General features: G+C 43.1%; 13 protein-coding genes. 9 read left to right on the top strand and 4 right to left on the bottom strand.

All coding sequences use genetic code 11. From position 1 onward, the window contains the following. The first annotated feature begins 411 nt into the window (after positions 1–411). Both BAU14_RS01145 and BAU14_RS01140 read left to right on the top strand, forming a co-directional pair. Entirely contained in the window at positions 412–549 is a 138-nt protein-coding gene (locus BAU14_RS01145; protein WP_161898263.1) for a hypothetical protein, read from the top strand. A 16-nt stretch (positions 550–565) separates the two neighbouring features. Continuing rightward, the gene (locus BAU14_RS01140) at positions 566–1,084 is read left to right on the top strand and encodes a PedC/BrcD family bacteriocin maturation disulfide isomerase (RefSeq protein ID WP_161898262.1); all 519 of its coding nucleotides are present in this window, start codon (positions 566–568) and stop codon (positions 1,082–1,084) included. Between the two features lie 600 nt (positions 1,085–1,684). Here the strand turns inward: BAU14_RS01140 and BAU14_RS01135 are convergent. Next, the gene (locus tag BAU14_RS01135; RefSeq protein ID WP_161898261.1) at positions 1,685–2,206 is read right to left on the bottom strand and encodes a hypothetical protein; all 522 of its coding nucleotides are present in this window, start codon (positions 2,204–2,206) and stop codon (positions 1,685–1,687) included. A 474-nt stretch (positions 2,207–2,680) separates the two neighbouring features. Here BAU14_RS01135 and BAU14_RS01130 point away from each other — a divergent pair, with 474 nt between their 5' ends. After that, the gene (locus BAU14_RS01130) at positions 2,681–3,379 is read left to right on the top strand and encodes a hypothetical protein (protein WP_161898260.1); all 699 of its coding nucleotides are present in this window, start codon (positions 2,681–2,683) and stop codon (positions 3,377–3,379) included. A gap of 168 nt (positions 3,380–3,547) precedes the next feature. Here BAU14_RS01130 and BAU14_RS01125 read toward each other — a convergent pair whose 3' ends face one another. Next, positions 3,548–4,309, bottom strand: a complete 762-nt coding sequence (locus BAU14_RS01125; RefSeq protein ID WP_161898259.1) for a formate/nitrite transporter family protein — start codon at positions 4,307–4,309, stop codon at positions 3,548–3,550. A gap of 671 nt (positions 4,310–4,980) precedes the next feature. Next, positions 4,981–5,973, bottom strand: a complete 993-nt coding sequence (locus BAU14_RS01120) for an AraC family transcriptional regulator (protein WP_161898258.1) — start codon at positions 5,971–5,973, stop codon at positions 4,981–4,983. A 208-nt stretch (positions 5,974–6,181) separates the two neighbouring features. On the opposite strand from BAU14_RS01120, the gene BAU14_RS01115 reads away from it, so the two are divergent. The 3 genes from BAU14_RS01115 (at position 6,182) to abc-f (ending at position 12,185) form a co-directional block, all read left to right on the top strand. Then, on the top strand, positions 6,182–8,173 hold the full coding sequence (locus tag BAU14_RS01115; protein WP_161898257.1) for a beta-galactosidase: 1,992 nt from the start codon (positions 6,182–6,184) through the stop codon (positions 8,171–8,173). A 106-nt stretch (positions 8,174–8,279) separates the two neighbouring features. Then, a complete protein-coding gene (locus BAU14_RS01110) occupies positions 8,280–10,025 on the top strand; it encodes a glycoside hydrolase family 35 protein (RefSeq protein WP_161898256.1) in 1,746 nt (581 codons plus the stop codon). A gap of 624 nt (positions 10,026–10,649) precedes the next feature. Further along, positions 10,650–12,185 carry a ribosomal protection-like ABC-F family protein gene (gene abc-f / locus BAU14_RS01105; RefSeq protein WP_161898255.1) on the top strand — a complete coding sequence of 512 codons (1,536 nt, stop codon included), beginning with the start codon at positions 10,650–10,652 and terminating at the stop codon, positions 12,183–12,185. Between the two features lie 221 nt (positions 12,186–12,406). Here the strand turns inward: abc-f and BAU14_RS01100 are convergent, their stop codons facing one another. Then, positions 12,407–13,900, bottom strand: coding sequence for an amino acid permease (locus tag BAU14_RS01100; protein WP_161898254.1), 1,494 nt, complete (start codon positions 13,898–13,900; stop codon positions 12,407–12,409). Between the two features lie 167 nt (positions 13,901–14,067). Here BAU14_RS01100 and BAU14_RS01095 point away from each other — a divergent pair, with 167 nt between their 5' ends. Genes BAU14_RS01095 through BAU14_RS01085 form a run of 3 tightly spaced genes read left to right on the top strand, consistent with a single transcriptional unit; the run spans position 14,068 to position 16,214 of the window. Then, positions 14,068–14,571 carry a GAF domain-containing protein gene (locus BAU14_RS01095; RefSeq protein WP_161898253.1) on the top strand — a complete coding sequence of 168 codons (504 nt, stop codon included), beginning with the start codon at positions 14,068–14,070 and terminating at the stop codon, positions 14,569–14,571. Then, positions 14,558–15,580 carry a sensor histidine kinase gene (locus BAU14_RS01090; RefSeq protein WP_161898252.1) on the top strand — a complete coding sequence of 341 codons (1,023 nt, stop codon included), beginning with the start codon at positions 14,558–14,560 and terminating at the stop codon, positions 15,578–15,580. The genes BAU14_RS01095 and BAU14_RS01090 overlap by 14 nt, the downstream gene beginning before the upstream one ends. Before the next feature lies 1 nt (position 15,581). Next, positions 15,582–16,214, top strand: a complete 633-nt coding sequence (locus tag BAU14_RS01085; protein ID WP_161898251.1) for a response regulator — start codon at positions 15,582–15,584, stop codon at positions 16,212–16,214. The last annotated feature ends 12 nt before the right edge of the window (positions 16,215–16,226 follow it).

The raw sequence follows: 16,226 nt of genomic DNA, 5'->3' as shown, positions 1-16,226 counted from the left end.
AACGATAAACAGGAATAATCAGCGAATTTAGTTAAATGATGCTGCAACAATTTAGTGGGGGCATGTAATTTATTCTTGTAATTTTTCGATAATATTAAATTTCAGGACCCTTAATCATAATACATTACCTAATATCTATTGGTGTTTTTAGATAATCTCAATTCGAATAGCTAATTACGATTTAACATTAAACTGTAATAGATTAATAGATTAAAAAACTCAAGAACCTGCGCTCTTGAGTTTTTTTCTATTGTGGAATTATCTTTTGAGGGAAATTATAAAAGAATCAGCTTTTGAACTCAAAATAGGGATTCATTTCAAGATACAAATTGTTGATTTCCGGATATAAGCCACTAAATAGTCAAAGATAAAAATATACTAATGTTATCAATTAGAAGGAGAGTGGTTCATATGACAGATCGAAAAATATTACCAAAAGAAGAATTGAAAAAAATCAAAGGAGGAACTCCTGGAGGAATTGATTTCATTTCTGGCGGTCCTCATGTCGCCCAAGACGTATTAAATGCAATAAAAAACTTTTTTAAATAGAAGTGGAGAGAGAAGAATGAAGAAAAAATTTTTACCCCTAATAGCATTATTATTTTCAATTACAGTTGGGCTGTCATTTTCTCCGCAAAATTCCTATGCGGATGAGAATAGTCCGGGCACAAATTCTACTGAGGTTGACCATCAAAATGCGACAAATGTAACAGAAGAAGAATATCTACAAAACATATCTGGTATTAAGGAAGTAAATGATTCAGAACTAATCAATCTACTGAAAAGTGATGATTCATATTTTATGTTGATTGGTTATAAAGGATGTCCGTACTGTCGAGAGTTCTCAAAAGTGTTGTCTGAATTCAAAGAGACTAGTAAATTGCCGATCTATTATGTCAATTTAGAAAAAAAATATGGTGATACGTTATCAAGTGAAGACAAACAATTGATGCTATCATTCTTTAACGAAAAAGTTGGACCTCTATATACTCCAACGTTTATTAGAATCGATCATCAGATTCCAGTAAATGGGTTTATTGGCTCAAACACTACATTAGTTGATCTTCAGTCTTTGAATTACTAATTCAAAGCAACACTATTATGAATGAAAATTCAATTTAATCAGTAGGGGACGAGATTGATATCTTGTCCTCTATTTATTTTGAAAGAATCATCTTTCTGAAGAATGTTACTTTTTGCGAATATTACTTTTTCGAAAAGATGAAAACAATTAATACGTATATCTGAGGAGCGCAGACATCTGCATATTGGCTAACACTTGGATATTCACGAAAATGTTCACTACATGTGGTTTAAGTCCTGAAATCATTATTAACGCCTAATTATTTGAACGTTTCAGTTAAATGAAGTCACTTTGGAAGTGTTGGAACTAAAATTACTCTATATTACTTTCCTATGTGCCCCAATTTTGAATGCCATTCTTTTGATTTTTAGTTCTATTTAGTGATATTTGAAGGTTCTCTCTGCTTTTAAAAATCTTGATATTCCATAGAATGATGTCTACTGCTTCGTAGATATCATTCATGTCTGAAGAAGAAGAATAGACCTAAAGTGATGGCTGAACTCTTGATGGATAAGGGTTCAGCTTTTTTGTGCTCTGGAGAAAATGTACTTCGCTGATGCTAAAATCTCTTTTCGCAGAAATTGGCTCAGCTATTCAATTTCAAGAACTAAAAAGTAATAAGTAGGTGAACATTGCAATTTCTAAAGGAGTTAGCAGCTCTTGTTCTTTATTGTATGTAAATGTCAGCTTTTGAATTATTGAGCTGGAGTCTAGTCTGACAATTTGGAGGCATTTTCCTTCGTATAAGAAATGAATTTCGGGGATTGCGGGAACTTTTCTTACCATAATTTTAGCTTCTTGTTGGGGCAAGTGGATATAAAAGAGTGGGTCGGAAAAACTCCAAGGTTCGTTGAGAATGGAAAAACTGCCAAGTTGTTCCGAGGTTCCTTGCCAAGAACGAGCAAATTTTTGATTTGAAAAGAGTTCTTCTTTGAGTGTGACTGTATGGTGATCACTATTTTCACCTTTCATATCAATAATGGAATGGGGGCGAACACATTCAAAAGTACGGTGACCAATATTTCGAAAAGTTTTTCGAAATGAGGCAATTTGCATATTTTCGTGCCAGACAAGAATATTTTTCCCAGCTGTTTTGAATAAGGGAATTTCAATAGTGTACATTACAAAACCACCTTATTTTTAGTATATCATGGGATTAAAGTGTGAAGATAGCAGCAGAATTAGACGAATTCGAATAAAAGTAGTTTGGATAAAGTTAGTTATTACGAGCGAAATCATAGTGACGATTAAGTGCAGAAGTGATCACAGAATGATAGGTAAGGTCTCGTTTGACGGCATTTTTACTTTGTGATTAAATAAAAGATGTAATGAAATCTTCCATAGAAAATTAAGACACGATGCTGCACATAGTGATAATTTGGAAGAGAGCGAGCGACTAGTAAGTAGCTTGTAGTCCACGATTTAGATACTGGTAATTGTTGATATGGAGCGGTATGACTGATATGAGGCTTTAAAGAACAGTGTTAAGAGGCTTTCGAGTAGTATTGATACGAGAATCATAGCTTAGAAGACAGCAGCTTATCAGAACGATAGGCTGTTTTTTTTACGTAGGGAAAAATTAGGGAGGCATCTTAAATGCAACAAAATAGATTCAACAGTTTTCGAGAGCTTAGACAATATATGGCAAAAGAGGAGTATGAAAAGAAAAAACGTGAAGATGAACAGAACCGAATCGTGTGGAAACAGAGCCAACGTAAATGCGAAGAGCTTTCTGTGGAGGAACATAAGAGAATCGCGGCGCTCACCTCGCTGATGGAAAAATTACAGCTGCCAGCGATTACTCCTGCAGACCATGCAATGGGGTATAACTGGTGTTTTGAACAATTTTTACTCAGGGCAATGAGGAGATATCCTATTGATGGTCAGTTCTATCTTGAATTGAAAGCACAACGAGACGGGGATTTAACTAAAATAGCTGAACTGCTTTCTGAGCACAAAAAAATAGTGGGAAGTCATGAAATGTCTCGAAAAAAAATAGCTGTTGAGCAAACGACAAAAAAGAAGCAGTATTACGGAAACAAAGGCAAATCTCAGAAAAAGAAGAGTAAAAAGCAAAAAACTGGACACCACGAACTGGAACAACAGTCAGCTTTAAAAGTAATATGTGGTGCAGATGGTACTGTACTGGGAATTCGGCCAATTGATGACAATCGTCCGTTAGTTACCGGTGAGGGGCTGAAAGAGGAAGGCTTTGATTATTGGAACCATACCGGCACAATGGCAGATAACCTGGATTATCGAGATTGCCAGGACTTTTATGATCGTTATTCTTGAAATTTTATTTATGCAATAGTTGAAGTTTGTTGTGGGGAAGAATTTTTTGCATGGGAATCTAAATTTTCATCTAAGTGAGTCTACTATTCTCTTACCACCCAAAATATCACCCGAATAACTAAAAACACCGCCTAACAATTGAGCTGTCAGGCAGTGAGGATGAATTGATTAGTGGTGTTTGTAGCTCAAATAGTAAAAGCCGGAAACGAAGATTGAGCCACCGATGATGTTGCCGAGGTAGACGAAAAGGAAGTTTTGTAGGAAATCCATCCAAGTAGCTTGGCCTTCAAAAATTGCAGCGGGGATGATGAAACAATTGGCCACACTATGCTGAAAGCCGATTGCAACAAAGACCATTACTGGAAACCAGATGCCCAGAATCTTACCAGCGCCGTCTTTGGCCCCATAGCACAGCCAAAGAGCCAAGCCAACAAACCAGTTACAGCCGATACCGGAGATAATTCCCTGAAGCGGTGTAGCCTCAATTTTATGATGCGCCAAATTGATGACAGTATCCAAATAGACCCCCGTATGAGTTAATCCGACTAAATAGCCAAAGAAATAGGCTACAAATAGGGCGCCGACAATATTTGCCAGAGTGATGGTAATCCAGTTGATGAGCAGTTCTTTAAAGCTGACCTTTTTGTCAAAAAAGGCCATTGCCACTGCCATCATATTGCCGGTGATCAGTTCGCCGCCAGCTAGTAAAATCACGATCAATCCGATGGGAAAGACGCTGGCCCCCACCAATGCGGCCACGCTGGCAAGGTCAGCAGGGATAGAAGCTGAGACCCGCACATAAGCCAGATAGCCCAGCGAGATCATAGCCCCACCAATAAAGCCTAGAATCAGTTTGGCTAGAAACGGTTTTTGAATTTTTTTGATACCATTGTCGATGGAAATATCGACGATTTCATAAGGGGTGTACATATGAGAAGTGCTCCTTTCGATAGTTGGCTGGGAAGATAGAGTAGTCGATGAAAAAAGGACGGAGAATGCGCCCGTTTTGGTCGTCTGTCATTTGCAAAACAGTGTTCAACTCAACTTGTCTGTCTCGAAGCCGTTCATTTTTGGTGGTCAAGGGTGAATCGTTGTCCGATAGTCAATGACAATCCAGAAAGCGGGGAAGGATGTTAATGAGAAGACAGCAGATACGTGACCACTGAATTTGATAAGTCCGTTGTTTACTTTACGGATTTTTGTGAAAAAAGCAACAAGTTTTTGCGGGTTTCCTGAAAGTTTTCGTGATTTGGCAGAATTTTTTTGAATTGCGGGTGGTTTCAGTAGGGAAATAGCGAAAAGACAGATGGCTACAGGAAGAGCCCCTTGTCTTTGAGAGACAGGGGCTATAGGCAAAATTGAGAACTGGAACAAAAAAGTTCACTTATCAGTTTGCTTGGTCCATTTATTTAGTAGTTGGCTATCTTTTTAATTGTTACCTTGAACATGAGAGTAAAAGGAATGGGATAGAGACAGGGGTCTTCAGAAATTTTGTGATAAGCTCACGTTACTTCAGAAGTTTGCTGCAAATGAACCCTGGCTCAATTTTATCAAGGATACATTGCAAGAAGACCAGTCTAGGTTTCAACTCCTTTTTATGGTCACTCCCCTCGCCGAAAGCGTCCCGGGGTAACTCGGTTCTTTTCTTTAAAGACCTGCACAAAGCGACTGGCGCTGGCAAAGCCGACTGCACTGGCAATGTCTTGTACTGAGAGTTCCTGATGATTCATCAGGAACTCTTTTGCTTTGTTTAGGCGGAAATCCAGCAGATATTGCTGGGTTGATTTTCCGGTGAAACGGCGGAAGAGGCGGGTGAGGTATTGTGGCGTGATGAATAGTGTCGCAGCTAGTTCCTCTACTGTCAAATCCTCGCCAAATGCCAACTCGATGTGTTCGATTGTCGGTAGGACGAATTGCTGAAATAGCGGGTGGCTGATTGCCAGCTGATTTTCGTAGCCTTTTGATAGATACATTAAAAAGCGATAGCAGTCTGCTGAGGCTTGCGCGGAATCAAGGATGCGAGTGGTGAGGTCGGCCACTACGGCGTCAATCCAGCGGGAAAAGGAAAACTCCGGAGTATCATTGGAAAAAATGACTCGATTGGTGCCGAGTATTTCTGAAAAATGGTCTTCCAACATGCCGTTGAAGGTGACAAAGCGGGTCTGCCAGCCGTTGTTTTCTTCTGCGGTTTTTTTGTCAGCTGTTGACAGGTAGTCTGTCAACGGCTTTTCAGTGTCTGCTACGTCTTGGTGAATCTTGTGATCTGACCGAATGCCGTACTCATTGATTAGTTGTGGAGCGCGTCCCAAACCAAGAGTGCCAGTTCTGTTTTCGGAACGACTGCCAATTTCAATGACTGCCTCATCAGCAAAATAAGCGTGGGGGGTATAAGGCGGCAGCAGGACACCTTCACCTTGACGCAGCGTGACCAGTTGTCCAGCTACTTGCACCTGTCCTTGGCCTTTTTCAGTTTGCAGCCAATGATAATGAGAATAGCCTTGTTTGCGAGAGACGCTTTCTTGGCCCCAATGATTTCCGATGGATTCTAATGAGAATGGGAGTGTTTCGCTGATGGGTTGAAAATAGATGGGCATGGCAAGGTACCTCTTGTTTCGATTTTTTATATTTTTTGTTTGTGGAATCTATACTAACATGCGTCGCTAGCGTTTACAATGAGGGTGTTAAGCAGTGGGTTGGCAATGCCTGCGACAAATATAAGTTTACATTTTAAGACACTAAATCATATATAAACTTGCTGCTGTTTCTATTTTTGGGCGGCAGCAAAGAAAAGGAGACTACACTATGTTTAATCGAATCCTCTATGGAGGTGACTACAATCCGAATCAATGGGAAAAGGAGGTCTGGTCAGAAGATCTGCGTATTTTTAAAAAGGCTCAGATCAATTCGGCCACGATCAATGTCTTTTCATGGGCGAAGATCCAACCTTCTGAAAATGACTATTACTTCGACGAATTGGATGAAGTTATCGCGATGTTGTCAAAGGACAATTATGATATTGTTTTGGCCACATCCACGGCAGCGATGCCTGGCTGGATGTACAAAAAATATCCAGAAGTCGCTCACGTGGATTATGACGGTCGGACACACAAATTTGGTGGACGCCACAACAACTGTCCGTCTAGTGAAATTTTCCGCAAATATTCTGCTCGTTTAGCGGGTAAACTGGCAGAACGTTATGGCAGCAATCCTCATGTGACCTGCTGGCACGTTAACAACGAGTATGGCAATTACTGCTATTGTGAAAAATGTGAAGCTGCCTTTCGCGTGTGGGTGAAGGACAAATACCAGACCATTGATGCCGTAAACAAAGCCTGGAACATGGAATTTTGGGGTCACACGCTCTATGATTTTGATGAGATTGTTGTACCAAATGCCTTGTCAGAAGGAATCGGCTACGACAAGACGGCTTTTGCGGGGATTTCCATTGATTATTGCCGATTTATGTCGGATTCTCGTCTGGAGACTTTCAAGCTGGAAAAAGCTGCCATTCGTCAGCATGACAAAGACACCGCGATTACTACTAACTTGATGGGGACTTATAAGGGGCTGGACTACTTCAAATGGGCCAAAGAATTGGATATCGTTTCTTGGGACAATTATCCGGCTTACGATACGCCATGGAGTCAGGTGGCGATGACGCATGATTTGATGCGGGGGGTTAAAGATCAGCAACCGTTTATGCTGATGGAACAAACACCGTCACAACAAAATTGGCAAGCCTACAATTCACTGAAAAAGCCCGGCCAAATGCGAGCCCAAAGCTACCAAACGATTGCCCATGGTGCAGACACGATTCAATTTTTCCAATTGCGGCGTAGCATTGGGGCATGTGAGAAATTCCATGGAGCAGTAATTGAACATGTGGGAACAGAAAATACCCGAGTGTTCCGGGAGACGGCTGAATTGGGAGAAGAGTTGACCCGTTTATCTGAAATACTTGGAGCCAAAACACCTTCTGAAGTGGGAATGATTTTCGACTGGGACAACTACTGGGCACTGGAGTATACCAGTGGGCCGTCTGTTGATTTAAAATACGTGGATCAGATGCACAAGTATTATCGCTATTTTTACGATCAAAATATCTCTGTGGACATGCTTGGTGTAACAGCAGACTTCTCCAAATATAAAGTGATTGTCGCACCGGTTCTATACATGATTAAAGAGGGAATGGCCGAAGCGCTGGAAACCTTTGTGGCAGAGGGTGGTACGTTGATCACTGGCTTTATGAGTGGAATCGTGGATCAATCTGACAATGTACATCTAGGCGGCTATCCAGGCCCACTGCGAAAAATGTGCGGGGTTTGGGCCGAGGAGATTGATGCGTTGGCGCCGGAACAAAGCAACAGTGTCGTATTTACGGATGGGACAAGCGGGAAGGCACATCTCTTGTGTGACATTCTCCATCTCGAAGGAGCAGAAAGCCTGGCAGAATATACGAGCAACTTTTACGCGGGTTCCCCAGCGATGACTAAAAATACATTTGGCAAAGGGACTGTCTATTATGTAGGAACCGAATTGGAGCCGGTTTTACTAGATAAGGTTCTGACAGAGGCAGCTGCCGGTGTATCCCCTGTCTTGGCTGAACCCACTAAACTGGAAATTGCGGTTCGGGAAAAAGAAGGGCAGCGCTATTATTTCATCATGAACTTCACAGATGACGCACTGCCATTGCCAAAAGCTTTTGTCGGGGCAACAGACTTGTTAAAAGGTACGGTGCTAAAAGCCCATGACTTGGCAAAATACACCACCTATCTGGTAAAACCGGCGCTTTAAACTAAGTGCAAAGTATTTTGTTAGTTAGGTACGGGTCGATTCATCGTTAAGTGTGGCGATAGTTGTTGTTAGGCTGTCGGCTACATAAGAAGCAGGAGGAACGAAGATGAGTTTTGAAATCAAAGATGAGTTTTATTTGGAAGGAAAGCCTTTTAAAGTTATCAGTGGATCCATCCATTATTTCCGCGTGGTGCCAGAATACTGGCGAGATCGGTTGGAAAAACTGCGATTGCTGGGCTGTAACACGGTGGAGACGTATGTAGCCTGGAACAAGCATGAGCCTAATGAAGGAGAATATGATTTTTCTGGAGGCAATGATCTGCGGCGCTTCATTCAGATTGCTCAGGAAGTGGGCCTATATGTGATTTTACGTCCGGCGCCTTATATTTGTGCGGAGTGGGAGTTTGGGGGGCTGCCTTATTGGTTACTGCAAGACCCGAAGATGAAACTGCGCTTTTCCTATGGCCCTTTTATGGAAAAAATTCAACGGTATTTTGATCAGTTGCTGCCGCAAGTGACGGATCTGCAAATCACTCACGGCGGCCCAATTCTCATGATGCAGGTGGAAAATGAATATGGGAGTTACGCCAATGATAAAAAATATCTGCGACAGATGGCACAGTTGATGCGAGACAAAGGTGTGGTCGTTCCATTGGTAACTTCTGATGGTCCGTGGCATGACATGCTGGACAATGGCACAATTCCAGACATCGCCTTGCCGACGATTAACTGTGGTTCAGATATCAAAAAGTGGTTCGACGTGTTACGAAAATTTCATGGGACAAAGAAGCCGCTGATGGTGATGGAATTTTGGATTGGCTGGTTTGATGCTTGGGGAGATGAGCATCATCACACTACCTCAGTGGAAGCTGCCGCCAAAGAGTTGCGGGATATCTTGGCAGAAGGAAGCGTGAATATCTATATGTTCCATGGCGGCACGAACTTCGGCTTTACGTCCGGTGCCAACTATTACGAAAAACTGGCACCGGATGTGACAAGCTATGATTATGATGCGTTGCTGACAGAGTGGGGGGACATTACACCGAAATACCAAGCTTTTCAAGAAATTATCGCCCAATACACAGAGCTTCCCGAGTTTGCGCTTTCTACGAAAATCGTGAAAAAGGCCTATGGAAAACTTCAGGCAAAAGACCGGGTCTCTTTGTTTAGCACATTGGATAAACTGGCTGAACCCGTGAAAAGTCCTTACCCATTATCGATGGAAGAGTTGAATCAGGCTACCGGTTATGTTTACTACAAGAGTGCTATCGGCGCCCCTCGTCACATTGAAGATTTTCGGCTGATTTCTTGCATGGACCGAGCCAATATCTTTGTCAATGAGTCACTGTTGATGACACAATACGATCAAGAAATCGGCGTGTCTCAAAAGATTGAGTTAACAGCAGAGTCAAATGAGCTGGGGATTCTCGTGGAAAACATGGGACGAGTGAATTACTCTGTTAAGATGAACCATCAGCACAAAGGAATTAAAGACGGTGTAATCGTCAATGGTGCCTATCGTGCCGATTGGGAGATGTACAGCCTGCCAATGGATAATTTGGAGCAAGTGGACTTCAGCGGTGACTATCTTTCTGGGCAGCCAAGTTTCACTCGCTTTGAATTAGAGGTAGATGAAGTGGGAGATACTTTTATTGAGCTTACCGGTTGGGGAAAAGGCTTTGTGACCGTCAATGGCTTTAATTTAGGTCGCTTTTGGGAAGTCGGTCCGCAAAAACGGCTGTATCTGCCAGGACCACTATTGAAGAGCGGGAAAAACGAAATCATCGTGTTCGAATCTGATGGCAAGGTTGGAGAAAGCATCACCTTTTTCGATCAACCGGATTTAGGTTGAGGAAAGTTATTCTGGAATAAACAAAGATCTCTTGAATCAGCTGCTATTTTCTGGTTACAGAGCTTGAGTATCTGATTGAGAGAAAACTATGTTGTTAGAGACTTGACTGTCCATTAGTTTCATGGAATACGTGAAGATAGCGCAGCAAGTATGGAGTTAGCGCTGCAAAGGGGAGTACAAAATTTGGCGACGTCTTTTGTTTGACCCTTTGATTTAGCCATGCTACAGTAAAACCAATAATAGGAGAGCGAGGGATCCTGATGATCATTATCACCAAATAAGGCAAAAGCTGCATTCAGACTGTCCGTAGAGAACTTTACGGGATTAGTGTGCAGATTTTCGCAAGAACTGGTGGTAAAAGATGATTCTTCAGGTCCAATAAAAGAGATGATGAAAAGATAGAAGCACGACTGTAATAGTTGTGTTTTGCAGTGGTTCTAACATCTTTTTTGTCGCATTCTTTCATACCGACTTGATGACCAGTCTGCCCAGTTTTGCGAAGATAACTGAGGCGGGCTGGTCTTGTTTTTCTATTGATACTTGGTTTGCTAAAAAGTGTCACTGGAATCTTTCCAGGCTGCTTCTGTCTGTCCTGTGTGAACAGGGATGGAGAAGTGAAGAAAAATGGCAACTATAAAAATTGAAAATTTGACTTTCGGCTACGATCGTATGGGAAGTTTGTTATTTGATGAAGCCCGACTGATGATTGATACTCAATGGAAATTGGGCTTAGTAGGACGAAATGGTCGTGGCAAGACGACCTTGCTAAACCTGCTACAAGGAAAGTTACCTTACCAGGGGCGAATCAGCCAACCATTGGAACTTGATTATTTTCCACAAAAAATAGAAAATCCTCACCTGTTGACCTTCTATGCTCTTTACGAGATACAGGAATTCGAGCAGTGGCAGTTAGAAAGAGAGCTGAATCTGCTGGAGTGTGATCCAGAAGTACTGTGGCGTCCTTTTACGACACTTTCCGGTGGTGAGCAGACCAAGGTACTACTTGCACTTTTATTCGTAAATGAAGGGCGCTTCCCTTTAATCGATGAGCCGACCAATCATCTGGATATTACCGGTCGTAAACAAGTAGCGGGATACTTACAACATAAATCATCCGGCTATATCGTGGTAAGTCATGATCGAGGATTCCTGAATATGGTGACAGATCATATATTGGCTATTGAAAAAAGCCAGTTGGTTTTATACCAAGGGAACTTTTCAGTGTATGAAGAAGAGAAAGCTCGTCGAGATGCCTTTGAACAGGCTCAAAATCGTAAGTTGAAAAAAGAAATCAATCGACTACAGCAGACGGCGCTTGAGAAGGCGGAGTGGTCTCGAAACCGGGAACGTGATAAGCATAATCCATCTCGTGGGTTTATTGATACTGAGGATCGTCGAAAAAGTCCTGGTGCAATTGGCGCTGATTCTGCTCGTCTGATGAAACGCTCCAAAGCAATTTTACAGCGGGTAGAATCTCAAGTCATTGAAAAAGAAGGTCTTTTGAAAAACATCGAGCAAATTGATCAATTAAAAATGTGTTATACACCTGCTTATAACCGGCGCTTGATTCAAATAGAGGAGCTGACTTTAGGGTATGCTAGCGGCCCAGACCTTTTCAACAAGCTTTCTTTTGAACTGCTTCAGGGAGAGTGTTTGGCAATAACAGGAGCAAATGGGAGTGGTAAGAGTTCGCTTTTAGCTGCTCTATTAGGAGAATTTGCTGGCGAATTGCGGCGAGGTAATTTAACGATTGCGACAGGAATTGTGATTAGTCAGGTTCGACAGAATTATGGAGATAATCGAGGAACTTTGAAAGATTTTGCGAGGCAAGAAGGACTTGATTATTCCCACTTTTTGAATAATCTTCGAAAAATGGGTATGGAACGGAATGTTTTTGAAAATGATATTCAAGAGATGAGCATGGGGCAGAGAAAAAAGGTTGAGTTGGCTAAGTCTCTATCCCAGCGTGCGAATTTATTTGTTTGGGATGAGCCGCTAAATTACTTGGATGTCTTTAATCAAGATCAGCTGCAACAGTTACTTTTGTCTGTGAAACCTTCCATGATTTTAATCGAACATGATGGCTGTTTTATTTCTGAAGTAGCAGACAAAGTCATTCACTTGGATAAAGGAGGGGTGACAGCAATCATTTCTAAATGATAATTAGCGAACTCCTAGACATCTCATACACGATGAAAAGAGAAGCAACTTCCAATCTTTAATGGAAGTTGCTTCTCTTTTGTGAATACATAAGATAACCGATATCAGATTATTTTCTATGCAATGCAATGCCAAAAAGGCCAATGGATTGAAGCAAAAATTGAGTAGGGATTCTTCCAATTAGTGGAGCAAAACTTGATGTAAATAGATGCTTTTCCCTGCTATTTCGCTGGCAGCTGCCGGCTTTCGCCTCGACGATAGAGGAGCATCGCCACTGCAGCAAAGAGAAGGGGACCACCCACCAGTGTCAATGCGTCGCTATAATGTCCCAGTGAAAAGGGTTGCCAGATTTGAAAGGCAATGGCAAAGACGATACAGCTGCAAACGCTCAGTGAAAAGGCTGTACTCAATTTTTGGTTGGCAACAAAGAGGTCGTTTGCTGGTACGAGTCGCTTTTTCAAAAAGAATGGGAAGCTAGCAGCAACGACAAAGTAAGGCATCGCCCGGGCTACGTTAGTCATATAGGTTAATTGATTGAACAGCTCACCGGCGACTTGAGTATTAAAGGTGATGGCCAAAATCACCAGACTGATCACCAGTCCTTGTAGCCGCAGTGCTTTTTCCGGCATGTCCTGTCGGTTAAGGGCTGTTAAACGCTGAGGCCAAAGTGCTTTCGGGGTGCCTTGAATCAAACTTTTTAGCGGTCCAAAGGTAATTGAAGACAATAGTCCTAAGTAAGAGACGAACAGGACAAAAGCTGTGTAGCGGATGTAAATTTGGTAAACGAGAGCAGCGGTGTTACCCGTCAAGCCAAGACCCGCGCTGACGGCATGGGCCAAGCTGCCCATCAAGCCGTACATGAGATTACCAAGGTGCATCTGATCGGTTTGTCGTAAGTTTCCCAGATCATTGGCCCCGCTCCACAACAGGATCCCTCCGATATAGAGGAGGAGAATCAAGACACCGCTATACACCAGTCCCCGAGGAAACTGGCGGCGGCTGTTTTTGGTTCGGTCAGACAAAGCGGCGACGGTATCCAGACCGCCAAATGCAGTGATGGCAAAAATAAAGAAAGGCAGTTGGCTGAGGAGATTATCACCGGTGCCGGCAAAAAAACTAGGGGCTGATAAGCTGTGTTGTAGGTTGTGCCACATATCTGTCGGCTGGCGCAATACCAAAAAAAAGTTACTGACAGCCGAGAGCAGCAATAAGCCTGCCATGGCCAGACTAGAGATTTTCAAAAAGCGCAATACCGTACCAAAGCCGCGACTGATAAGCCAAGTCAAAATTCCCACCGCAGCGATTCCAAAGAACGCCACTAGCCATTGTGTCGGGATTTCAAACCAAGAGGGTTCTCCGGTGATATCCTGACCAAAGAGCAGGATGGATAATGGGATGACCAGTTTCATAAAGAGGCTGACCATCCAAGTGAAATAGCTGCAGTACCACAAAAAGGCAGTGACAAATGCCGCTTTTGGAGACAGCGCGTCTTTTAGCCAGTCATAAACTGTGCCGGAGCGATCGCCATATTTGCGAGTATATTGAGCGACAATCAAGGCGTAAGGAATGAAGTAGCCAAATCCAGCTAGTAAAAACCAAGGCAGAGCCTTGATTCCCATCATGTAAAAGGCAGTGGCCATACTGGAAAAAGAATAGACTGTGGTTGTGATAATCAGCACCAGTTGCGGTAAAGAGACGTGTTTTTTTGCAGGCATCTGTGAGTCTCACTTTCTTGTTATGGAAAACGGCAGTCTGTAGTTATCGGGAATCACCGTTGTTTCGTTATTTTCAGGAAATCTGCTATTATAATAGTGATCGTAGGCGGGGATTGCAATAGGATTGTGCGTTTTTGCACAAATTTTAGGGAATTGGAGTAGTCAATATGGATGCTGTGAAAGCTTGGCTGAAAAGTGAAAGAATTGCGTGGGATTGTGATTTTATTGGAATTGCAGTGAACACAGCACCACCGCAAGAGGCAAAAGAGATCCGTTGGCTGTATACGGAGGGACCCAAAAACAATGCCCATCAAAAAATTCGGTTGCGCATTGGCCGGGGAATTGCCGGCATCGTTTGGAAGACTGCTCGTCCACAAAGCGAAGATCACTTGCAGTCGCAGCCGGAAAAGCTGATGGAATACCCCATCTCCCGTACGGAAAAGCTGGAGTCTGCTTTGGCAGTACCGGTGCTTGCGCCGGTGGTTGAAACGCCGCTTTTACGCCAGGACCAGACTTTTACTGGCACCCAGACAGAAGTGATTGGCGTATTGATGGTAGGCTTTCGCCGTTCCCGTAAGTTTAACCAAGATGAAATAACTAAGCTTACGGCTTGTGGAGCAGACGTCGCCTATTTGTTACAAAAGGAGGCGGAAAAAGATGACCGTTTCTGATCAGTTGTTTACGTTGATTCAAGAAGCTGTTTGGCTATTAGATGATGCCGATCATGTTTTGCTGAAAACAATAGCAGCGAAGCAAATCGAAAAAGACTATGTGTGGGATCTGCAAAAGGTGCTGGATATTCCCCGAGGGAAGGGCTGTCTGCTGCATAGTACCAAAGCGGTTTGTCTGGAATGTCCGGTGGGGGAGGTGGATCCTACAGGTTTTCCTTTTGTGCTGTTGGATCCAAAGGGCGAGCTGTATGATTTTTGGGGCAGTCTACACACAGATCTTGACTCGCACCAGCAGTTGTTGCAACTAACCCCACAAAATGCTGAAAATTTCGGAGCGGAGCAGGCGTCGATGTTTGACTATTTGAATGACGCTCGAGAAAAAGAACGGAAAAAAATCGCGCAAGACCTCCACGACGGTATTGCCCAAAGTATCTATAGTTTGATGTTGGAAACCCGTGGACTGAAATGGATGCCGGTGGCGGATCAACCGGAGCAGATGATGCGGATTGACCGACATTTTGCGGAGGTTCTAGAGGAAGTTAAAGAACTGGCCGGGGAGCTGCGGCCGATGACGCTGGATGCATTTGGCTTGGAACCGGCGTTGACTCAATTTGCTGACCGGACGTTGGAAATGACGGGTTTTTCCATAGTCCAACATCACATAGGCAGGCCGCGCCCGTTGTCAGACGCCCAACGAACGGCGGTTTATCGAGTGGTGCAAGAGGCGGTCGCCAATGCATTGAAGTACGCCGGTGTCAACGAAGTACAGGTTACATTGGATTATCAGTCGGATTACATGGCAGTGACCATAAAAGATGAGGGAACCGGCTTTTTACTAGCCGAAAAGGCCCATGGTTTTGGCTTAGCCAATATGAAAGAACGCATTGCCGCTATAGGTGGGATGTTGACGATTCATACCGCAGTAGGCAATGGCACCGAGATTGTGATTCGCCTACCTTATGAGGACGAAAAAACGAATCTAGCATTTGATGAAAAAGGAGCTGGCTGAAATGAATATCTTGATCGCTGACGACCATGCCATGATTCGTAATGCACTGGCCTTCATGATCAACGCGCAACCAGATATGAAGGTGGTGGGGGATGCCGCTGATGGCAGTGAAGTCTTTTTGAAGGCAGAACAGCTGCCAATTGATATTCTGCTGATGGATATCTCCATGCCCCCAGGAGAAAATGGCTTACAGACGACTCGTCGCCTCAAAGAAGCACATCCCGATATTAAAGTGATCGTCTTGACGATGCACGACGAAGAAACCTACATCAGAGAAGCTTTGGCAGCTGGGGCTGATGGGTTTATTCTGAAAAGTGCCCATGAGGAAACGCTTCTTGAAGGGATTCGCCAAGTAGGTCGCGGTGATCGTTTTTATGACGGGTACGATGATCAACAGCTGAATAGTTTGGCAAAAATTGAGCAGGACCCTTTGTATGAAAGTCTCTCCAAGAGGGAAAAAGAGCTGTTGCCATTGATTGCGCTAGGGTATAACAACAAGGAGATTGCCGAAAAGCTATTTATCTCTGTGAAGACGGTAGAAGTCCACAAAGCGAATATCCGTAAAAAGTTGAAGCTGGATAATTACGCGGGCTTACTGCAATACAGTTTGAAGCATCATCTGGTAGATTTTTAGGAAAGAAGGCAA

The sequence above is a fragment of the Candidatus Enterococcus leclercqii genome (assembly GCF_009933135.1).
In the GTDB taxonomy this organism is placed as follows: domain Bacteria; phylum Bacillota; class Bacilli; order Lactobacillales; family Enterococcaceae; genus Enterococcus_C; species Enterococcus_C leclercqii.
This window is presented reverse-complemented; position numbering and strand designations above follow the sequence as displayed.